At 43.2% G+C, this 22,637-nt stretch carries 18 protein-coding genes and 2 tRNA genes; 5 read left to right on the top strand and 15 right to left on the bottom strand.

Annotated features, from left to right (window positions below):
• Positions 1 to 49: 49 nt before the first annotated feature.
• The 11 genes from A3K91_RS04595 to A3K91_RS04645 all read right to left on the bottom strand — a co-directional run bounded on the left by A3K91_RS04595 (position 50) and on the right by A3K91_RS04645 (position 14,319).
• Entirely contained in the window at positions 50 to 1,411 is a 1,362-nt protein-coding gene (locus tag A3K91_RS04595) for a tyrosine-type recombinase/integrase (protein WP_062844201.1), read from the bottom strand.
• A 163-nt stretch (positions 1,412 to 1,574) separates the two neighbouring features.
• Positions 1,575 to 1,661: transfer RNA gene (locus tag A3K91_RS04600), tRNA-Leu, on the bottom strand.
• 112 nt (positions 1,662 to 1,773) lie between these two features.
• Positions 1,774 to 1,847, bottom strand: a tRNA-Cys gene (locus A3K91_RS04605).
• 271 nt (positions 1,848 to 2,118) lie between these two features.
• Complete coding sequence (gene fdhD, locus A3K91_RS04610) at positions 2,119 to 3,153, bottom strand: formate dehydrogenase accessory sulfurtransferase FdhD (protein WP_062844202.1); 1,035 nt, start codon at positions 3,151 to 3,153, stop codon at positions 2,119 to 2,121.
• Between the two features lie 88 nt (positions 3,154 to 3,241).
• Complete coding sequence (locus A3K91_RS04615; RefSeq protein WP_062844203.1) at positions 3,242 to 5,596, bottom strand: FdhF/YdeP family oxidoreductase; 2,355 nt, start codon at positions 5,594 to 5,596, stop codon at positions 3,242 to 3,244.
• 237 nt (positions 5,597 to 5,833) lie between these two features.
• Positions 5,834 to 6,628 (bottom strand): ABC transporter ATP-binding protein, encoded by a 795-nt coding sequence (locus A3K91_RS04620; protein ID WP_062844204.1) that lies wholly within the window; start codon positions 6,626 to 6,628, stop codon positions 5,834 to 5,836.
• A 31-nt stretch (positions 6,629 to 6,659) separates the two neighbouring features.
• Positions 6,660 to 7,559, bottom strand: a complete 900-nt coding sequence (locus tag A3K91_RS04625; RefSeq protein WP_062844205.1) for an ABC transporter permease — start codon at positions 7,557 to 7,559, stop codon at positions 6,660 to 6,662.
• A 319-nt stretch (positions 7,560 to 7,878) separates the two neighbouring features.
• Positions 7,879 to 8,916, bottom strand: a complete 1,038-nt coding sequence (locus tag A3K91_RS04630; protein WP_062844206.1) for an ABC transporter substrate-binding protein — start codon at positions 8,914 to 8,916, stop codon at positions 7,879 to 7,881.
• Positions 8,917 to 9,009: 93 nt separating this feature from the next.
• Positions 9,010 to 10,059 carry an ABC transporter substrate-binding protein gene (locus A3K91_RS04635; RefSeq protein ID WP_062844207.1) on the bottom strand — a complete coding sequence of 350 codons (1,050 nt, stop codon included), beginning with the start codon at positions 10,057 to 10,059 and terminating at the stop codon, positions 9,010 to 9,012.
• A 395-nt stretch (positions 10,060 to 10,454) separates the two neighbouring features.
• Positions 10,455 to 12,551: a methionine--tRNA ligase gene (metG, locus tag A3K91_RS04640; protein WP_062844208.1), complete on the bottom strand. Its 2,097-nt coding sequence runs from the start codon at positions 12,549 to 12,551 to the stop codon at positions 10,455 to 10,457.
• Positions 12,552 to 12,894: 343 nt separating this feature from the next.
• Positions 12,895 to 14,319, bottom strand: coding sequence for a GntP family permease (locus A3K91_RS04645; protein WP_062844209.1), 1,425 nt, complete (start codon positions 14,317 to 14,319; stop codon positions 12,895 to 12,897).
• Between the two features lie 386 nt (positions 14,320 to 14,705).
• Between A3K91_RS04645 and A3K91_RS04650 the strand changes: the two genes are divergently transcribed.
• The 5 genes from A3K91_RS04650 (at position 14,706) to dcd (ending at position 19,216) form a co-directional block, all read left to right on the top strand.
• Positions 14,706 to 15,419 (top strand): CoA transferase subunit A, encoded by a 714-nt coding sequence (locus tag A3K91_RS04650; protein ID WP_062844210.1) that lies wholly within the window; start codon positions 14,706 to 14,708, stop codon positions 15,417 to 15,419.
• 78 nt (positions 15,420 to 15,497) lie between these two features.
• Positions 15,498 to 16,127, top strand: a complete 630-nt coding sequence (locus tag A3K91_RS04655) for a CoA transferase subunit B (RefSeq protein WP_062844211.1) — start codon at positions 15,498 to 15,500, stop codon at positions 16,125 to 16,127.
• Positions 16,128 to 16,272: 145 nt separating this feature from the next.
• Positions 16,273 to 17,073 carry a 3-hydroxybutyrate dehydrogenase gene (locus A3K91_RS04660; RefSeq protein ID WP_062844212.1) on the top strand — a complete coding sequence of 267 codons (801 nt, stop codon included), beginning with the start codon at positions 16,273 to 16,275 and terminating at the stop codon, positions 17,071 to 17,073.
• A 207-nt stretch (positions 17,074 to 17,280) separates the two neighbouring features.
• A complete protein-coding gene (gene apbC / locus A3K91_RS04665; RefSeq protein ID WP_062844213.1) occupies positions 17,281 to 18,498 on the top strand; it encodes an iron-sulfur cluster carrier protein ApbC in 1,218 nt (405 codons plus the stop codon).
• Between the two features lie 142 nt (positions 18,499 to 18,640).
• Entirely contained in the window at positions 18,641 to 19,216 is a 576-nt protein-coding gene (dcd, locus tag A3K91_RS04670; RefSeq protein WP_062844214.1) for a dCTP deaminase, read from the top strand.
• Between the two features lie 108 nt (positions 19,217 to 19,324).
• Here the strand turns inward: dcd and A3K91_RS04675 are convergent, their stop codons facing one another.
• The 4 genes from A3K91_RS04675 to A3K91_RS04690 all read right to left on the bottom strand — a co-directional run bounded on the left by A3K91_RS04675 (position 19,325) and on the right by A3K91_RS04690 (position 22,624).
• Positions 19,325 to 19,759 carry a ClpXP protease specificity-enhancing factor gene (locus tag A3K91_RS04675; RefSeq protein ID WP_062844215.1) on the bottom strand — a complete coding sequence of 145 codons (435 nt, stop codon included), beginning with the start codon at positions 19,757 to 19,759 and terminating at the stop codon, positions 19,325 to 19,327.
• Positions 19,760 to 19,890: 131 nt separating this feature from the next.
• Positions 19,891 to 20,505: a glutathione S-transferase N-terminal domain-containing protein gene (locus A3K91_RS04680; RefSeq protein ID WP_062844216.1), complete on the bottom strand. Its 615-nt coding sequence runs from the start codon at positions 20,503 to 20,505 to the stop codon at positions 19,891 to 19,893.
• A 197-nt stretch (positions 20,506 to 20,702) separates the two neighbouring features.
• Complete coding sequence (locus tag A3K91_RS04685) at positions 20,703 to 21,419, bottom strand: cytochrome c1 (RefSeq protein WP_062844217.1); 717 nt, start codon at positions 21,417 to 21,419, stop codon at positions 20,703 to 20,705.
• Positions 21,419 to 22,624, bottom strand: coding sequence for a cytochrome b (locus tag A3K91_RS04690; RefSeq protein ID WP_208855372.1), 1,206 nt, complete (start codon positions 22,622 to 22,624; stop codon positions 21,419 to 21,421). Before A3K91_RS04690 ends, A3K91_RS04685 begins: the two co-directional genes overlap by 1 nt.
• Between the last annotated feature and the right edge of the window lie 13 nt (positions 22,625 to 22,637).

Below are 22,637 nucleotides of genomic sequence, written 5' to 3' on the forward strand. Positions count from 1 at the left end.
CTTATTAAATTTTGAAGTGATTTATGGTTTATTAGAATACATCAATGTCTTATTTCCTGTCTTTTAACATAGCTAACACCTTATCCTCTCCCAGCTGATCGATCAACGCTTGCAGCTGCAAGGTAGAGTCAGCCTTGGTTTGCGCATCCGCTCTAAACTCTGCCGTATCTCTGCCCTCGCGCAAAGCATCTAAATAGTCAGCCCACTTCTGCATCATTTCCGCACGATCGTCAATGTACTCAAATCGACCATAAGCTGAGCCGTTAGGATCTTTAGTGGTATGACCCAATGCCATCTCAACAAGCACAAGAGAGTACTTTAGCTGCTCTTGCAGGATAGTCTTCGCAGCGGCTCTAAAACCATGAGCACAATGTATGTTTTGATAACCCAAATTGTGTAGTTGATTATTAGCAGTAGCGTCTGAAATGATATGGTGTTTTTTTGCTGTTTCGCTAAAAAAGACATATTCAGTATGGCCATTAATCTTTTGCTGTTCACGCAATATAGCTACAGCTTGATGCGGTAGGGGAACCACCATATCCTTAACCATAGTTACCTTACCTTGACCCTTGAGTGGCTTCAATTGCCACCTACCAGTCTCTAGGTCTAAATCATCCCATTTCATACGGCGTAGATCGCCGTTACGCACGAAGAGCATAGCTAATAGCCTAAGGGAGCTTATGGTATTCAAATCACAATTTAAGGTTTCAATAGCTCGCAGTAACTTAGCCAAATCTTTAGGCTTAGTGATGGCAGGGCGGTGACCATAGCTAGATTTAGCCAATTGACTCTTAATAAGCGCCGCAGGATTGCTACTACAGAATCCACGAGCACCCGCATAGACAAACACGTCACTAGCAATACCTGCACAGCGTTCAGCCTTATCTGTGAGCTTGCCAGCTTTATTTAAGGAGTTAGCTTGGATGTCTAGTAACACTTCGAGCATTCTAGGTGAGCCAATCTCACTAATAGGTTCATTACCAATATAAGAGCATATAAGCTCTAAACGGCCCTTCTTACGAATAAGTGTATTACCCTTTTGAGTTTGCTCCAAGCTATCGAAATACTCCCAAGCAAAATGATTAAAAGAGTTTTTAGTTTTACTAATAATACTATTCTTTAATTCTTCACGATGGTTTTTAGGATCAATGTTACGGCTTAGTAGCCCTTCATAATCACGCCAGATTTCACAGGCACGAGAAAATGATACGTTTGGATACACTCCAAGCGATATACGTTTGTTTTTTGAATGAGTAGGGGACAGATAGCGATAAACCCAAGACTTAGTTCCGTTAGGTCTGACCATGAGATAAAGCATAGGATGATTTTTTACAGAGACTAGGTATTCCTTGTCATCGGCTTTATGACTGCTTATGCTGCGGTCGGAGCTGATAGGTTTGCGTGCTTCCATAACTGACACCCCAATGTACATTTAAAAACCAGTGTACATAGTAGTGTACATCAGACTCATGGATTGGGATAGATAGAGCAAGACAGTATAGAACGCCAGATACAACAAAGCCCCTGATATCAGGGGCTTTAGCTGTTCTATAAGATAGTATAGGACTATGTAATGGTACCCGGAGCCGGACTTGAACCGGCACGCTATTACTAGCGAGGGATTTTAAATCCCTTGTGTCTACCAATTTCACCACCCGGGCAAAACTTGTAATATCTACTAAGTAATCATTCTACTAGCTAGATAAGTGCTGGCTATTATAAGCGGTTATGCTAATAATGCAAGCTAAAATTAACGTAAAGTTAATAAATAATTGGAGGCTGGAGTCGGAATCGAACCGGCGTTAACGGAGTTGCAGTCCGCTGCATGACCACTCTGCCATCCAGCCAATCAAGGTGGACTATATTAGCAAAAATATATTAAATTACAAGTCATTTTTTAATTAAAAACAGGTTATTTGCTCGCTTACCTATATTTAGATGCTATTTGCACTTATTTATACTATAAAAAGTCTTTATAGGCTCTGTGCTGAGCAGGCATCTGATGGCGAACATACAGATTAATACTATCAACTAGGCTTATTTATCGCAGTCTATCATCATCAATTGTGTTTTGATTTTTTAATAGCGTGATAGATTAGAGAAGTCTTATATAGCTTTTTAAGCGTTTAGATAACTTGAATAATACGTCACTCTATCATGACGCAAAAATCCAGCTACGCCCAATCCGTAACGTTCAGCGACGCGAACCGCTGTACTGGTAGGGGCAGACATACCGATTAGCCAAGGGATATGACTACGAATAGATTTTTGCACCAGCTCAATTGATAAACGTGAGGTCATTAGTACACAGCCCACCTCTATTTTCTGACGCAATTGCCAGCCTATCAGTTTATCAAGGGCATTATGACGCCCTACATCTTCAAATAGATACAATTGTTGTTCATGTATCGTAGCGGCTGCATGTACTGCGCCAGTCAATTGATGTGTATGTTGCAACGCATCAACTTTTTGTCGCATGTCCAACAGATACTCAAGACTTGGTATTGCTGCGCTCTTAATTGAATGAATTTGAGGCGTATGAGGCAAGCGCTTTTGTGAATAGCTACTAAGATCGGGCAGTGCTTGTGTCAATCCAGTAATACCGCACATGCCGCATCCTGTGCGTCCTGCTAGTTGACGCCTTTGAGCCTGAATGCGTTGATGACAGCGCTGGCTTAGAACCAGTTCGACCACATAAACGTCGTAATCTTGCAGTTGCTCGGAAATTTTCTCAAAGGTAGCTGGTTCATTACTTTCATCGTCTAAGTCTTGAGCAAATTGTCGGTAACTTGAAATATCAGTAAGCAGCGTCACCTCCCAATCTAATAACTCATGACTATGTCGAATTAGGCCTTCACTAAATAAGAACCCAACTGCTAAGTATTCAAGCTGGTTTGGACTTGCCATCAGTACCGCGTAATGTATGCCATTGATGACAATGGCAACAGCGGCTTCTACTGCTAAACTGGCTGGCTGATTATCAACATAAGGTTGAGCTGCGCCACTGTGATCGTATCTATCTGAAGAATAAGCGTGTTTCTGTGACAAATGAACACGTGCAAGCGGCGTTGTAGGCAAGTCTATAACACTAGGTTGCTTATCTGATAAAAATGGCTCATTCGCTTGATTTGTCGCATTGGTCTTGTCTGTCATTATAGGTGGTCACAGTGTTTAATTATCGATAATATTTTTGCCGTCTTTGTTGTAAATCGTCGTTACCGAGAGACTCGGCTTTCAAAAACTAAGCAGGGTCTGCCATCTCCGTATCTGCATTCACACGCTGTAAAACCACAGTCGTTGATTTGTAGGCAGGTATATGAGAGTCTGGCGCATGGGTGTCCAAATCAAATAAATCATTACACTCAGGGTAATAAGTCGCTACGGCGTTTGCAGCGATATCCATTTCGGTCAATATTAGTGGCCCTAAAATACGTGCCTGGTCTGTGCTGTCTTTACTTAGGTGTCGGGTTATCATAACCTTATCGCCTTTTTGCCATCCTAGACGGTTCATCTCATCAGGATGCATAAACAGCACATCACGTCGATCGGTGTGACGATAACGATCTTGATAACCAAAAATCATGGTATTAAATTGGTCATGGCTACGAACACTGGTCAACTGCCAAATCTTTTGCTCATTGGCTTGAGTGACACTGCTTGAGGTTGTAATGTCTGTGTCATCTTGAAATGACGACGTTGCCTCTGCCATTTGTGCAGCGACATAAGTAATCGGATATTGCGGTACTTCAAACTGTGCTTTACCGTCACTGGTATTCCATACGCGGTGGCGTGCAGGGTGATACAAATGAAAGCCACGTTCAATCTCACGAATACGTTGATTAAAATTCTCAAACCCACTAATCGCCTGAGCAATATAATCACGAATGACATCAAAATCCTCGCTCATCATTTGCCATGGAATGTTCGAATGATCTTCGAATACATGAGTAGCAAGATCTGCCACAATCTGCGCTTCAGACTTCAAGGTCTCGCTAACGGGTTTCAAATTGCCTTGAGTTCGAACAATCTGACACATAGAGTCTTCGATAGTGGCAAATTGCTCACCTTTAGCCGTAATGATGCGTTCAGTACGACCCAAGCAAGGCAGGATAAGATTGTTTGCACTAGGGTATAACATTGTCTCATTGAGCTTGGTTCCCACAAAAATATTCATCTGAGTGGTGGTCAAAGCTTGTTGAATGGCTTTAGTATCAGGCGCTGCCACAGCGTAATTACCACCCATCGCCATAAATACTTTAAACTTACCAGCAATCAACGCTTTTGCGCCTGTCACGACATCGTAACCGTGCGCTTGCGGCATAGGGTGTTTAAACACCCGTTCAAGACTATCTAGTAGTTTTTGAGCAGGGCGTTCATGGATGCCCATCGTACGGTCACCTTGTACATTGGAATGTCCACGGACTGGAGAAGCACCTGCGCCATCAATACCAATCATACCCATCAGTAGTAATAAGTTAGTAATCATCGCTACATTATCATCGCCTTGCACGTGTTGGGTGATACCCATACCCCATGTGCAAATCGTTGCTGGGCTGTCAGCCACCAGCTGGGCAAGATTGATGATTTCTGCCTGAGTGATACCACAACCACGCTCAATATCTACCCATGATTGCTCAGTAAGCCATTGTTTTAACGGCTCAAAACCCGAAGTATGGGTCGTAATAAAGTCACTATTGATCTTATCGTTTTTAACCAGCCATTTAGCAAGACCTGTCAGTAAAGCTGCATCACCGCCGATTTGAACTTGAACAACCTCGTCAACCATAGTGTCGCTAGAACCCGCTGCCATGTGTATGGGCTTCTGCGGGTTTCTAAATTTACTTAAACCTTGTTCGCGCATAGGATTGATAGAAATAATTCGAGCACCTTTTTCATGAGAATGAGCAAGCATTTCAAGCATGCGAGGATGGTTGGTTGCTGGGTTTTGACCAAACATCAATATCAGTTTTGCTTGCCCAAAATCTTCTAATTTTACGGTGGCTTTACCAACGCCCAATTGTTTGCTTAGCATCACTGAGGTGGGTTCGTGGCACATGTTCGAGCAGTCTGGCAAGTTATTGGTGCCAAAACAGCGCACAAATAACTGATACATGAAAGCGGGTTCATTGGTAACCCGACCTGAGGTATAAAATAACGCCTCATCTGGCGAATGAAGCTGCTTTAGCTGGGCTGCAATACGTTCATAAGCGGCTTCCCAAGAAATCGCTACATAGCGATCTTGCGTTGCATCATAATAGACAGGTTCTGATAGGCGGCCAATATGTTCTAGCTCGTAGCCTGACCATTGTTGTAACTCGGTGACCGTATGTTTTGCAAAAAAGGCTGCATCTGCTTTGGTAGTCATGGTTTCACTAGCGATGACTTTGATGCCATTTTCGCAAACATCGAGGGTTTTATGAGAATTATGATCAGGCCATGCGCAACCTGGGCAGTCAAACCCACCTTGGGGCTGATTGCTTTTTAACACACTCATACTGCCTCGCAAAAAAGTTTTATAGTCCATCAATTTACGAGTAGAAGAGAATAGGGCGGGCCAACCAGCAGCAGGATGGGTATAAACAGGAATTTTACGCATGACAGATCTCACAGATAAATAGCGATATATAACAACTATATCCCTATGAGGAAAAGTTTTATACGATTATTAACTATAGATAACAAAAAAACCTCCAAGAAAAACGTGTTTTCTTGAAGGTTTATAGTGTGCTTATACGTTGAAAAAATGATGCATTGAAAAAAAAGAGTACGTCAATAAAAGCTGGCAAAACATCAGCTTACTGATAAACGTTTATCACGGTTATCTTTATATAGCTTAGCTTAAAATCAAACTGTCATCTTCAACTTTTTCACCGCGCGTTTGCTCAAACATATCGAGTAAATCATGTACTGTCATACCTTTACGAATATCGCCTGACACATCTAGTACGACTTGACCTTGGTGCAGCATCACCGTTCTAGTACCATGCGCCAATGCCTGCTGCATGGAGTGTGTAACCATCATAGTGGTCAGTTTGTTGTCCGTCACAATCTTATCAGTTAACTCCAAAACAAAAGCCGCTGTTTTTGGATCAAGCGCTGCCGTATGCTCATCAAGCAATAGGATTTTAGAGGGCTGTAAGGAGGCCATGAGTAAGCTGACTGCTTGACGTTGACCACCTGATAACAAGCCCATGCGATCGGTCAGACGGTTTTCCAATCCCAGTTTTAGCACCGACAACTTTTCTCTAAACAAATCACGATTGTTTTGATTGAGTGCAAAACTCAAGCCACGCTTGCCACCACGCTTATAGGCCAGTGCCATATTTTCTTCGATGGTTAATGCTTCACAAGTCCCCGCCATCGGGTCTTGGAATACACGAGCCACCCAATGAGCGCGCTGATGTGCCGTCTTTTTAGTAACATCAATACCATTCAACAAGATTGAGCCACTATCGACACGTGTGGTACCACTAACGGCGTTCAAAAAAGTTGATTTACCAGCACCATTGGTACCGATGACGGTCACAAATTCACCATCTGCAATATTTAGGTCGATACCACGTAATGCAGGGTTTTCAATGGGCGTTCCAGGATTAAAGGTCAACCGCAAATCTGTAGCTTGCATCATAATAATTATTCCTTATGGTTGCACATTGACATTAAGCCCGAACTTTACGACTTAAAAATTTAGTTTTGGCTTTTGGTAATACCAGAGCCAAGACCACGAGTAATGCTGTAATCAAGTTCAAATCTTGCGGACCAAAACCGATGCTACGCAGGGTTTGACTGGACAGGGCGACCTGAATAAAGAGTTTGTATAGCACCGCACCGACTACCACCGCAAAAGTAATTAACCAAATCCGCTTAGCAGGAATAATAGTCTCACCAATGATAACGGCTGCCAAACCAATGACAATCGTACCAATACCGATGGATATGTCTGCGCCACCTTGGGTCTGCACAAATAACGCGCCAGCCAATGCTATCAAACCGTTAGAGATTGCCATACCAATAATGGTCATCCACGACGTATTGATACCTTGAGCCTGTGCCATTCTGAGGTTTGAGCCAGTAGCACGCATGGATAAGCCAGTTTCAGTACTATAAAACCAGTTTAAGAATAACATGGCTAATAGTACAACAGTGCCGATAATTAGACAGCGCATCCAATAACCGTTGCCATCGGACACTAACGTACTAAACACGGTGGTTTCGCCCAATAGCGGCAAGTTTGGCGCACCCATGATGCGTAGATTGACAGAATATAGCGCGACCATCACCAAGATACTGGCAAGTAATTGCAAAATTCCAAGCTTGACGTGCAACCATGCAGTGACAATACCGGCGACTGAACCTGCCAGCATACCAAACGCACAGGCAAGCCATGGATTGATACCAGCGATAATAGAAATACCAGCGACTGCACCGCCAAGTGGAAAACTACCATCAGCAGTCAAGTCAGGAAAGTCGAGAGTACGAAATGAAATAAGCACACCAAGTGCTACTAGGCCATAAATCAGACCGCTTTCAAGCGCACCAAAAAAAGCAATTAAGGACATAAGAGATCAGTAAGTCATAACCAAGCGTTTAGCAAATAACGTTGTCGCTATTCATAGAGTGAAGCAACCAAAAAAATCGGTACTATTTTATCCATGAATCAAGTTATCTAAACGGCTGAGCGGTGAATTTAACAGATTAAGCAATCTGCGGTTAGGGTAAACCAAAACATATCAAAAAGAAGCCCAGCCTACTGATTCATAGCTGGGTTTCTTATAGTAAATACTTGGTATTCTAGCGTAAGAGTAGATAATGGATGACAACGTGATCACAACCACCAGCTACCTTTTTTTGCTATGAAAAGCCAAGTATGAATGTGCGTTATTCTACCACTTCTTTTGCTTTATCGATAACCGCTTGTGACAAAGTAATGCCTTCTTCTTTAGCATGCTTTGGACTGACATACAGGTCTAACATTTGTGGGGTGTAGACAGGAATAGCGCCTGCTTTTTCACCATTCAAGATACGGACAACGATTTTGCCAGTTTCGCGACCAAGATTGTAATAATTCACACCCAATGCTGCCACCGCACCGCGCTCAACTGAACTGGTGTCTGAAGCAATAAGTGGGATTTTACTTTCTTTGGCGATTTGATAGAGCGACTCGTAAGCCGATACCACATTATTGTCGGTTGAGGTATAAATCATGTCAACCTTACCCTCAAGGCTACGTGCTGCCATCGCAATGTCATTACTACGCTGAGCTGGTGCTTCGTGCACATTGATGCCAAGTGGCGTTAATTTTTCTTTTAGATTTTTTAAGATGATGGTTGAGTTCACCTCACCTGGGCTATAAACATAACCGACATTTTTCAAATCAGGAATGATTTGACGCATCAATTCGATCTGTGGTTCATACGGTAGCGCATCTGATGCGCCTGTCACGTTGGTACCGGAGCCATCAAGCTTGGGTACTAATTTGGCAGCGACTGGATCAGTGACCGCTGAGAATACCAGAGGGATGCTGCTGGTTGAGGCAGCAACAGACTGAGCAGACGGGGTTGCGATAGCGACGATCACATCTGGCGCATCGGCAACGAACTGCTTCGCAATCTGTCCAGCAGTTGCTGTATTGCCTTGGGCGCTTTGGAAGTTGACAGTCAAGTTTTCACCGTCTTTAAAGCCTGCTTCATTCAACTCGTCTATGACACCTTTGCGTACATCGTCAAGTGCTGGATGTTCAACAATAGCGGTAATAGCGACCGTCTTCATCTCTGTTGCAGCATCGCCAGTAGCAGCATCTGTCGCACCGGTATCTTGTGCTGACTGGTTACAACCCGTCAAGATAGCGGTACAAACGCCGCCCAATAATAGCGCCTTGCTAAATTTAAAATGACCAAAACGATTTTGATACAACATAGGTTTCACTCCTGAAATAATAATGTGTCCGTACATTATTGAATAAATAAAAGTTCATACAGGCCATCTAAACAGACAGCCACTATCTAAAGGTTATTTCTCAGCACTTTGCGCTTTTTTATCGACATTGATGGCATTTTTTAATAAATCATCTGTCAAATTGACGCCTTGCTCAGCCGCATGTTTCGGGCTTGCATATAACGTTAGGGTGTTCATGACTTCAGGCTTAATGGTATTGACGGCCTCACCATTTAACACTCTATAAACCATCTTGCCTGTCGTGCGACCAAAGTCATAATCATTGACGCCCATTGCAGCAGTCGCACCTCGTCTGACACTAAATTCGTCTGAGGCAATGACGGGAATTTTTAGCTCATTAGCAGCGCCAGCCATCGCTTCGAAAGCAGATACCACATTATTGTCCAATGACGTGTAAATAACATCAGCACGGCCAGATAGGCTACGAGTCGCCATGGCAACGTCTGTTGGGCGATTGGCCGTGACGTCTAATATAGTCAGTCCGCGCGCCGTGGCTGCTTTTTTAAGCTGGTTGAGCACGACGACCGAGTTTACTTCGCCTGGGCTATAAACGTAACCAATGGTTTTGGCATTGGGTACGATTTTTTGGATATTATCTAGCTGTGGCTCAATCGGTAGCTGACTAGAAAGCCCGGTCACATTAGATTGGATTGGCACCTCTTTTTCATCGATGAGCTTTGCCGCCACAGGATCTGAGATGGCCGTATAAATGACAGGAATCGTCTTGGTTGACGCTACAATAGATTGAGCAGATGGCGTCGAGATGGCGACGATAGCATCTGGATTGTCTCCTGCAAACTGTTTTGCAATCTGACCTGCTGTCGCTGTATTGCCCTGAGCGCTTTGAAAGTTAACAGTTAAATTTTGGCCTTCAACGTAGCCACTCTCTGCGAGCTCATCAATAATGCCGCGACGCATCTCATCTAATGACGGATGCTCGACAATTTGGGTGATGGCTAACGTTTTGGCAGGCTTGTCAGTATCAGCAGCTGCGCTTTCGTTGGTAGCAGCAGTATCGGTTGCGTTCGAGCAGCCAATCAGTCCAAGAGTGACACTGATAGCAGCACCGAATAGGCTTAGGCGTAAAGGAGAAGCAATAGTCATTATTAGGTGAACTCGTCGGTTATATCAGTTTTGGAAACCAAGCCAATAGGTTTAGTCGTACTAAGCGCACTGATGATTGCGATTATGCATGTCTTTGTTGGCTTGCGTTTTACAAATGATATTGGAAAATGCAGGTTAGCCGAGTCAATACTATATTGATGTCAAAGCTGATGCCAAAATAGTAGGCTAACAATAAGGTAATCGTTCCATCGATCATTATGTTCATATTATGACAGTAATGTAAGTTATCGCAATAAAAAATTAAAGCGTATTCGTCACAGGTATTATTTATGCCAGTCTTGACAGTTTTACGGCCTAATCTTTCATTTATTTTACTAATAAAAAAAGATGCCGCTTAGGACATCTTTTTTATGACTTCACATCGGGTAGAGTTATTAAGCCAAAGTGTCCCCAACGACACAATCATCAGGCAATGTGACGACTGTTAAACCCGTTTTTGGATTGCCAGTTGATAGCACCATGCCTTCTGAGACACCAAATTTCATCTTGCGCGGCGCAAGGTTGGTGACGCAAATCACCTTTTTACCAAGCAGCTGCTCAGGCTCATAAAATTTACGAATACCACTGAACACATTACGTGGCTTTTCTTCGCCAACATCCAAGGTGAACTGTAGTAGCTTATCAGCACCTTCTACGTGATTGCATGCTAAGACGTGCGCCACTTTCATCTCGACTTTGGCAAAGTCTTCGATACCGATATAGTCAGTCTGTTCAGTCTCGATGGGTGCAGGCTGCTGGTTTTGCTTGACTGGCGTACTGTCTTCGCTAGTCGCTAGTGATGCGGCTTGTGTCAACGACGCTTTTGAATCTTCTACCATCGCAATAATGTCTTTTTCTTCAATACGCTGCATCAAGGGTTTGAACTTGTTAATTTTATGTCCAAGCAACCACTCGTTGCGGCTGGCAAAGCTTAAATCATCAATATTCAAAAACTCTTTGGCATTATTTGTCAGCTCAGGCAGTACTGGCGCAAGATAGACCATCAATTGACGGAAGATATTAATCGCCACCGAGCAAACGTCTTGTACTTCTTGCTCAGTGCCTTCCTGTTTCGCTAGTGACCACGGTTTTTTACCATCGATATATTCGTTGGCTTTGTCCGCACATTGCATGATTAAACGCATCGCACGTGAGAACTCACGATTTTCATAAGCCGCGGCAATCTCATCGCCAGTTTTGGTGATGTCTTCTAACAGCTCAGGCTCTACGCAAACCTCTGACAGCATGCCATCGTATTTTTTGACCAAGAAACCCGCGCTACGACTGGCAATATTGACCACTTTACCGACCAAGTCAGAGTTGACCTTTTGCATAAAGTCTTCTAAGTCAAGGTTGATATCCTCGACTTTGTCAGACAGCTTACTGGCAAAGTAATAACGCAGGTACTCAGGATGCAAGTGCTCAGCGTAAGTTTCGGCTTTGATAAAGGTGCCGCGCGACTTACTCATTTTTTCGCCATTGACCATCAAGAAACCATGAGCAAAAACGCCCGTTGGTGTACGGAACTCACTACCCGCAAGCATGGCTGGCCAAAATAGAGCATGGAAATAAACGATGTCTTTACCGATGAAGTGATAAACTTCAGTTTTGTGCTCGTTTTCTTGCATCCAGTAACGGTCAAAATCCAGCGCGTTTTCAGTACCTATGCGTTTATCACATAGGTTTTTAAAGCTTGCCATGTAGCCGACTGGCGCATCGAGCCAGACATAAAAGTATTTGTCCGGCTCATCACTTGGCGTATCTGGAATTTGAAAGCCGAAGTAGGGCGCATCACGTGAGATATCCCAGCTGGCAAGTCCAGCATCAAACCATTCCTGTAGTTTGTTAGCGACTGATGTTTGTAGACGACTGTCACTGCGTGTCCAGTCTTTTAAGAACTGCTCAAACTCAGGCAAATCAAAGAAATAATGCTTAGAAGTTTTGAGTACAGGCGTTGCATCAGACAACGTTGAGTGCGGATCTTTCAGATCTGTCGCATCATAAGTGGTGCCACAAACTTCACAGTTATCGCCGTACTGGTCTGGTGAATCACACTCTGGGCAAGTTCCTTTGACAAAACGATCTGCTAGAAACAACTGCTTTTCTGGATCAAAAAGTTGCTCAACATCTTTTGTACTGATATGGCCAGCATCATTAAGGCGACGATAAATCAGCTCAGAGAATTGCTTGTTTTCTTCAGAATGCGTGGAGTGGTAATTATCAAAATCAATCAAAAATTTACTGAAATCTGCTTCGTGCGACGCTTTCACTGAAGCAATTTGCGCCTCTGGTGTTACGCCGTTGGCTTCTGCCTTGAGCATGATTGCCGTACCGTGTGCATCATCCGCGCAGACATAGTTGACTTGATGGCCTTGCGCTTTCATTGCGCGTACCCAAATGTCTGTCTGAATATATTCTACAAGATGCCCCAAATGGATATGGCCATTGGCGTAGGGCAGCGCACTGGTTACTAGAATCTCACGCACTTTCATCACCTATATTTTTATATAAACGGGTTGGTTATCAAACATTGTTAGCCATTTATGGCTATCAGACGCGATATTATCAATGCTAAAAACTTCCAAAAACGAAGAAAGTTTAAAAAGTGTGCCTATGATACCGTAATTCGACCACCTTTGTGATGTTCCTCTTTAATTAATACGGTAATTGACGCAAGACATCATATACAATTCTTCTTACTTATCAGGCAGGGCTGATAGGTTCCAGCCATTTTTATATTTGATAAAATTGCTATAAAAACCCCACGAAGCGAGCTGCTAAGTGGGGTTTTGTGTGAATACAATTTTTCCATAACAATAAACATCTATATTGACTTTAAAACGAGCCAAACATCGTTCCTAAGATAATAATAATGGTTACCGCTACTAATGGGATTATGATGGTGACCATGGCCAAGTTCAAATAAGATTGCTTGTGTGTTAAACCACAGATCGCCAGTAATGTAATGACAGCGCCACTATGAGGGAGCGTGTCCAAACCACCCGCTGCCATGACGGCCACACGGTGCATCAGCTCAGGGTCAATACCTGCGTTTACCGCCATTCTGAGGTAGTCTTCTCCTAAAGTGGATAGAGCAATACTCAAACCACCAGAGGAGGATCCTGTGATACCAGCCAGCGTAGTCATCGCGACCGCTTCTGAGATAAGTGGATTGTCAGGCGTTAAGTTAAGGATACTATCACGAATGATAATAAAACCTGCCAATGAGGCAATGACGGCACCATAGCCCACTTCCGAGGCAGTATTAAAAATAGGTAGCATGGAATCATAAGTACCACGGTTGATGGTTTTTTGTAGGTTGTTCCAATGCCCGATACGTAGCAGAATCAATACCACACAAGCTACGATCAAGGAGATAATAATCGACCATAATCCGAGTGAACCTGCGATATTCAAGTCTGGGAACTGGGTTTGTAGAGGGGTAAAATCCATCGACGGGAAAACCGCATACGTCAATAAGGCGTTTAGGGCGATAACCAGCACCAGTGGAATCATGGCAACGATAAATGACGTGTGCTGAGTAGTTAATGCTTCAGTTTTTTTAACTTCTTTTGTACTACTGCCAAGACTGCCTGTGTCTTCCTCATCATGCTGACCGTAGCCTTCACCTGCCGTATTGGCTTTTCTAGCGCGAGTCTGCAACCATAACCAGCCGCCAATAAACATAATAGTACCGCCGATGATGCCCAGTACAGGCGCAGCGAATACGTTGGTATTATAGTAAGGAATCGGAATAGCGTTTTGAATGGCAGGCGTGCCGGGCAATGCCGTCATGGTAAAGGTAAAAGAGCCCAAAGCAATGGCTGCTGGAATCAAGCGTTTAGGTATATCGGCGGCTTTGAATAGATCTTTGGCAATAGGATAGATAGCAAACGCTACGACAAATAATGACACACCGCCGTAGGTCAAAATCGCACAAACTAAAATAACGGCTAAAATGGCCTTACTGGCACCAAGCTTCTCAACCACTGTATTGGCAATAGCTGTGGCTGCGCCAGAGTCTGCCATCAAACGCCCAAATAGCGCTCCCAGCAAGAAAATCGGGAAAAATTTGAGCAAAAATCCACTCAGTGCGCTCATAAAGACGTCGGTATAGGCAGGAATACTACTTAAAAAATCCCCTGACAGTAATACCGCTAGTACCGCCATAATCGGTGCTAAAATCAACACTGAGTAACCGCGGTACGCGAAGAACATCAATAATAATAAAGTAATGACAATAGCAAATGTGCTAAACATAATCGCCCTCCTTGGCAAAGTTAAAGCATTGAGAAGGCAAAGCCTATGATCACAAGTCAACAGAATGGATAATAACAGACGGATTCACTGTGTATTGCTAAATAGCAATCTAGACTGATACGATGTTGACCTACCATATACTGAGCACTTCCTTTAGCTCGGACACCTGCAATCTTATTTTCTAGTCGCTGCGGGAATAATATGGTAAGTTAGCATAAATATTCAATACATGATATATCGATATAAAGTGTATTAATATAATGTTAAGTATGGATAAAACTATGAATTGAGTATTGATAAAATTATTAGAAGTAACGGAAGAAAGCAAAAATCAATGATGATTGAGCAGCCTCAATAACAAAGAATAGACTTGCAAGGAGATAAGCATGAGTCAATCAAAAGTATATAGCAGTGCTAAAGAAGCGTTAAAAGATGTCGTAAGTAGTGGTCAAACGCTTGCTATTGGCGGCTTTGGTCTGTGCGGTATTCCCGAAGTATTGATTGAAGCACTGCGTGATAGTGGTGTAAAGGATTTGACCTGTATCAGTAATAACGCAGGTGTCGATGAGTTTGGTTTGGGATTGTTATTACAAACCCGTCAGATCAAAAAAATGATCTCCTCTTATGTTGGTGAAAATAAAGAATTTGAGCGTCAATACTTAGCAGGGGAGCTTGAGGTAGAGTTGACACCGCAGGGCACATTGGCTGAAAAACTTCGTTCGGGCGGTGCGGGTATTCCTGCATTTTATACGGCAACTGGCGTGGGCACTCTTGTGGCTGAAGGTAAAGAAACGCGTGATTTTGATGGTCGCACCTATGTCCTTGAGCATTCATTACGTGCGGATGTGGCACTCATCAAAGCGCAAAAAGCAGACAAAGCGGGTAACCTCATATTTAATAAGACCGCTCGTAACTTTAATCCAGATTGTGCGATGGCAGGTAAAATTACCATTGTTGAAGTAGAAGAGATCGTAGAGGTTGGTACCTTTGATCCTGATGAGATTCATTTGCCAGGTATATTTGTGCAACGTATCGTATTGAACAATACGCCTGAAAAGCGCATTGAAAAAACCACGACCAAAGCAGTCGAAGGCGGTTAGCGTTCTTAAAGTTATCGGGTAGTACATTAAAATATTGCTAAATTAATAATAGAACATTGTAATAATAAGGAAGTTAACATGGCATGGACAAGAGAGCAGATGGCACAGCGTGCCGCAAAAGAGCTAAAAGACGGTTATTATGTCAATTTAGGAATTGGTCTACCAACGCTTGTGGCCAATTATATTCCTGAAGATGTGGATGTATGGTTACAGTCAGAAAATGGTCTGCTAGGAATTGGCGAGTTTCCAACCTTAGAGAACGTCGATGCTGATTTGATTAATGCTGGCAAACAAACCGTTACTGCAAAATCAGGGGCCAGTTATTTTAGTAGCTCAGAATCGTTTGCGATGATTCGAGGGGGTCATGTCAATCTTGCAATACTAGGAGCTATGGAGGTCTCAGAGCAAGGCGATCTTGCTAACTGGATGATTCCTAAAAAAATGGTCAAAGGCATGGGCGGCGCTATGGACCTGGTCGCTGGCGTACAGCGAGTGATCGTACTGATGGAACAAGTCAATAAACACGGCGAGCCAAAGATTCTTGCCAACTGTGAGCTACCACTGACTGGCAAAGGTGTGGTTGACCGTATCATTACTGAACTTGCAGTATTAGACGTCACAGCAAACGGCCTAAAGCTGGTTGAATTGGCAGACGGGGTTAGCTTTGATGAGTTGCAAGAAAAAACCCCTGTCAGCATTGCTCAGTAGAGATTGAGCGTTCAAACTCGTTACTTATTTTGATTTTATAGCCACTAGATTTTAGTGGCTTATTCACCTGCCTATTGCCTATTTGACCTTATGGTTCAAATACTATCATTCAACAAGCTTTCATCCATTTTATTAAGGAAAATATATGGCGACTCAATTAAAACAGGATTTGACGGGCAAGGTAGCTTTAGTTACTGGCGCAGCAAGTGGTATTGGGCGTGATATTGCTGATACTTACGCTCAAGCAGGAGCAGCGGTTGGCATCGCAGACATAAACATTGATGCCGCTCAGCAAGCTGTTGATGCTATCAAAGCTCGTGGTGGCAAAGCATTCGCCATCGCGATGGATGTGACGTCGGAAATCGCCGTTAACGATGGGGTGCAAAAATTGGTTGATACCTTTGGTAGTATTGATATTTTGGTCTCCAATGCAGGTATTCAAATTATTAATCCCATCCACAAAATGAATTTTACTGACTGGAAAAAAATGCTAGATATTCATTTGGATGGCGCCTTTTTGACTACTAAAGCGGCTTTGCAACATATGTATAAAGACGACAAGGGCGGCACGGTTATTTACATGGGCTCAGTACATTCACATGAAGCGTCACTATATAAAGCACCTTATGTGACGGCCAAACATGGTTTGCTTGGACTGTGCCGTGTACTTGCAAAAGAAGGGGCTGAGCATAATGTACGTGCGCATGTCATTTGTCCAGGATTTGTCAAAACGCCTTTGGTTGAGAAGCAAATTCCGCAACAAGCAGCTGAAAAGGGGATTAGTGAAGAATCAGTCGTTAACGACATCATGCTAGTAAATACAGTCGATAAGGAATTCACGACTGTCGATGATATTGCACAACTGGCCTTGTTTTTAGCAGCGTTCCCGAGCAATGTCTTCACTGGACAATCTATTGTTGCCAGTCATGGTTGGTTTATGAATTGATACTTTGTTGATAAATGTCTGTTACTGGTGTCAAACCACAAGGTCATTCCTACTGGCGTTGTGGTTTTTTTATGTCTGCAATTAAGCTACACTGTCACGAGAAAAGGTTTGGACAAAAGGCTTGTCGGCTATATCGTTGTTAATATTAGAGTAGTGCTTGATTTGTCTTGCCATACCAACCCACTTGTATAGGTAGTAACGGTAGCTATGTTTAATTTTATGAAGAAAAAAACCAACTCGGAACCTGAAACGCCGCAACAAAAAGCAGAGCGAGATAGTGCCGTTGATAAAGTACTACTCGGTTATGAAATTGGTATGGTGAGTATCGCGACCATGGTCACAGGTCTTGAACGTAAGGGTGACCAGCTTACTTTGGATTTGCGCTTACCTCAAAACAGTCGCCCTGAAAGCATTCAACAGGAACTGGGACAACTTCTTCAACCGCATGGAATTAAGACCATACATATGAACGTACGTTTGCCTGCCCCAGAAAAAGGAGCAGGATCGACCTTACCAAAACCCATGCCAAAGACAACCAATGCCATGGATAATCAAAGCCAATCATCTGCAACCAACAATGCCAATGCTGAACCACCAATTACTAAGTCAGCACCAACACAAGCATCATTGGCGGCGCATCCACGCATACGTCATATCATTGTTGTGGCATCAGGCAAAGGCGGCGTCGGTAAATCAACCACGACCGTCAATATTGCGCTAGCACTGCAAAAACTTGGCAACCGTGTTGGCGTGCTTGATGCAGATATATATGGGCCCAGTATGCCAACGATGTTGGGTGTAGATAGCGTAAAACCTGAGCTGGAAAATGAGCAATTCGTCCCTGTTAATGCGCATGGCTTAGCGATGCTATCGATTGGTAGCCTGCTGGATGGTGATAATACGCCTGTTGCTTGGCGCGGTCCTAAAGCGACGGGGGCCTTGATGCAGCTATACAATCAAACCAATTGGCCGCAGCTAGACTACTTGGTGATTGATATGCCGCCAGGAACAGGTGATATTCAACTGACATTGGCGCAGCGCATTCCAGTGACAGGTGCTGTGATTGTCACAACGCCCCAGCATGTTGCGCTACTCGATGCGCAAAAAGGCATTGAGATGTTTAACAAAACAAATATTCCTGTGCTTGGCGTGGTTGAGAATATGGCATTACATACCTGTAGCAACTGCAATCATACCGAAGCCATCTTTGGTACGGGTGGTGGCGAACGAATTGCTGAGCAGTATCAGGTGCCTTTATTAGGGCAGTTACCACTCGCTAGTAGTATCCGTGCTCAAGTGGATAAAGGGGAGCCGAGTGTATTGGCTGACGATGAGTTTGCGTCATATTATGTGAACATCGCTAAAAATATCGAAACCAATATTGATAAATTTGCCAAGCCCGTTGATGACAAGCGAATTTTTTGAGGTTTGAAACGCTTAATTAAAAAATACGTTTATACAGAAAACTGTTTTATAAGCTCGTAAGGTTTTAAGTCATTGCGACCCTATAAATTGAGTCATCAATTCCGTATAATCGTCGCTACTAAATATTTGCTAAGGAATAACAATGTCTATCAAATCTGACCGCTGGATTCGTAAAATGGCCGAAGAGCACGGCATGATTGAGCCATATGAACCAGGTCAAGTACGTGTTAATAATGATGGCGAACGTTTGGTGAGTTACGGCACTTCAAGCTATGGTTATGACGTGCGCTGTGCCCCTGAATTCAAAGTATTTACCAACGTTCATTCAGTTGTCGTTGACCCTAAAAACTTTGATGAAAAAAGCTTTATAGATATTGTGGGTGACGAGTGTATTATCCCGCCTAACTCGTTTGCGCTAGCACGTACGATGGAGTATTTCCGTATTCCACGCGACGTATTAACTATTTGTCTCGGCAAATCAACGTACGCGCGCTGCGGTATCATCGTCAACGTCACGCCGCTTGAGCCTGAATGGGAAGGACACGTCACCTTAGAGTTTAGTAACACAACCAATTTACCAGCGCGTATTTATGCGGGGGAAGGCGTAGCACAAATGTTGTTCTTCCAAAGTGATGCTGACGATGTGTGCGAGACGAGTTACAAAGATCGTGGTGGTAAGTATCAAGGTCAGCGCGGTGTGACGTTACCTAGAACGTAATGGATACATTGATGTCTTAATTCATTTACAGGTTTTAATTTGTTTAAAGACACAAGAAAAAAGCCAGCCATATCAAATATGGCTGGCTTTTTTCTTATAGGGAGCTGATTATTTTAGAACTTTTAAACCAGCTTTATTATCACGCTTAGGTTTAGGAGCGGCAGTCGTCTTTTTAGAAGTCGTTACTGAATCTTCTTCAGGCTGATAGTTTTCGTATTCATTCGGGTCAAAAAACATACCTTGCGAATTTTCTTTTGCATAAATGCCCATGACTGCTGTGAGTGGCACCCAAATCTCTTGTGATACACCGCCAAAGCGAGCACTAAAATTGATATAGTCATTTTCCATACTCATGTTACCAGTGGCACGGCTGGCAATATTTAGTACGATACGACCATCTTGCACATGCTCTGTTGGAATCTGTACGTTCTCAGCAGTGGCATCGACCATTAAGTACGGGGTAAGATCATTATCTTCTATCCATTGATATAGCGCGCGCACCATATAGGGACGGGTTGGAGTAATAGAGGTAATTTCGCTCATTGTTTGGCTTCCTATATTGATTGCATTAAATGATTACGGTTAAAGTAATGGTTTCAGTTTTGCGTTGATTTACCAAGGATTCATATTCTTTATTGTTTTTTATTTTAAGGCAGTGATGTCTAACTGTCTAATCAGCGCACACTTTTTTGAAAACTATCTCGCTCAAAAACCCGTTTCTGATACTCAAATAACGGACGACTAATAGCACGTGGCAATTCAATCTCCATCTCTTCGAGTCGCCATAATAAAGGGGCTAGCAAAACATCGCACCAACCAAAATCATCCGCCATAAAATAAGATTTATGAGCGAACAAAGGTGATAGGGTAATTAAAGAATCACTTAATTGTTTTTTAGCCATCGCTGCCTGCGCTTTATTGAAGCTATCCGGATGCGTCAGTAAGCGTTTACCAAGTGATAGCCAATCACGCTGAATGCGCCAAGCCAGCTGCCGGAACTGCGCGCGCTCTTGTGGTGTTTCAGGTAATAACTTATTTGTGTGGTAACGTTCTTCAAGATACTCAAAAATGACGTTAATTTCATAGAGTGCAATTTCGCGCTGCTGCAAGACAGGCAAAGTATGGTAAGGATTGAGCTCGGTTAAGTCTTCAGGACGCTCAGAGTGCAGGCGTGATAAATAGTAAGCAAGCTTTTTTTCTTCAAGTAATAGGCGTACCACATGACTGTCGTAGCCGTCATCAGCGTATAAAATTAGCTGACTGCTTGGTATGTCATTCGCATCAATCATGAAAGCCTAATGTTAGTAGTAAAGCCTGTCATCGTAAACAAAGTCGCCTTATTTATCAAGGTAACGTACGTAAACATTGCTTGTCAGCCCCTTATTTATCTACTTCTTTTATAAGATACGTGTTATTCAGGCACAAAAAAGGCACTACCAATGTAGTGCCCAATCTTATCTATAACATCTATATATTTAATACTTAATTATTTTACGTCTTTCCAGAATTCTTTATTCAATAAGTAGACTGGGATTAGTAAAACAAGTAAGAATAAAATAACAAAGAAACCAATCACTTGACGGTCATGACGTGCTGGCTCTGCCATCCATGCCATAAAGTTAACTAAGTCACCAACCTCGCTTTGAAACTCTTCGGCACTCAACTGCTCTTGCATATTGTGTAATACATGAGGCATTGCTGCATTTTGTAGCACTAAGTTATTAGCGCCCCAAGGACGGCTTGGATCTTCATAAAACGAGAGTAGGTAAGTATATACCCAGTCATCACCACGCAGTCTTGTCTCCAATGATAAATCTGGAGGCGCTGCGCCAAACCATGAGGCCTGTACTTCAGGGTCAATCTCAGCGTCGATATGGTCACCAATTTGGTCGGTCGTTACCATCAGGTACTTCTCGACCAGCTCTGGCGGTATCTCTAAGTCTTTAGCAATGCGAGAGTGACGAACATACTTGGCTGAATGACAACCCGCACAGTAGTTCATAAAAGTTTTCGCACCGTTTTGTAGTGAGCCCTTATTGGTAAAATCAATAGGGGCAGTACTACAAGCTAAATGCTCTTCAACACCTTCAGCGTTCACGAATGTACCACATCCATGACCACCAGCTGCCAATGCCGTACCAGCAGTTAAGGTCAATGTCGCGCCTAAGCCTAGACCAGCTAAGGATTTAATTAGCGTGCTCATCAGTGACCTCCGGTAACGCGTTCTGGTGGCTGTTTACACTTCTCAATGGCAGTGTAGAACGGCATCAATAAGAAGAACAAGAAATATAGAATAGTAAACACGCGAGCCATGATAGTAGCTGTTGGTGTTGCAGGCGTTGCACCTAAGTAGCCCAAGACGATAAAGCTAATGGCGAAGATAGTAAGTGCAATTTTAGATAAAATACCTTTATAGCGCATCGAGCGTACAGGTGATCTATCAAGCCAAGGTATTAAGAATAATACAGCAATAGCAGCACCCATGGCGATAACACCACCAAGCTTATCTGGAACCGCACGCAAGATGGCATAGAACGGCGTGTAGTACCATACTGGTGCAATATGCGCTGGTGTTTTCAGGGAGTTGGCCGTCTCAAAGTTTGGTGGCTCAAGGAAGAAGCCGCCGCCTTCTGGGAAGAAGAATACCACTGCAAAGAAACAGATAAAGAAGACTACGATACCAACCATATCATGCACAGTGTAGTAGGGATGGAACTCAATACCGTCTAATGGCACACCGTTTTTGTCTTTTAGCTTCTTGATATCGATACCATCAGGATTGTTTGAACCCACATGGTGTAGCGCCACAATATGCATAAACACTAAGCCCACCAATACTAATGGGATAGCAACCACATGTAGAGCAAAGAAGCGGTTTAGGGTAATGCCTGAAATAATATAGTCACCACGTACCCACTCAGCAAGACCGTCACCAATGACTGGTAGCGCTGCAGGAAGGTTCAAAATAACCTGTGCACCCCAAAATGACATGTTGCCCCAAGGGAGTAGGTATCCAAAGAAACCTTCTGCCATAAGCGCTAAGTAAATACCCATACCGATGAGCCAAATAAGCTCACGAGGTTTTTGGTATGAGCCGTATAGTAGCGCTCTAAACATATGCAAATACACTACGACGAAAAACGCAGAGGCGCCTGTCGAGTGCATATAGCGGATTAGCCAGCCGCCTTTTACATCACGCATGATATATTCAACAGACGCAAATGCTCCTTCGGCACTTGGGTTGTACATCATTGTAAGCCATATACCGGTCACCAATTGGTTGACCAATACAATCATCGACAGCACGCCGAAAAAGTACCAAAAGTTAAAGTTCTTTGGTGCATAGTACTTTGACATATGGTATTCATAGGTTTCTGTCGCTGGAAAACGCGCGTCCACCCAGTGCATTAACTTTTTACCC

This window comes from Psychrobacter alimentarius, from assembly GCF_001606025.1.
Classification (GTDB): domain Bacteria; phylum Pseudomonadota; class Gammaproteobacteria; order Pseudomonadales; family Moraxellaceae; genus Psychrobacter; species Psychrobacter alimentarius.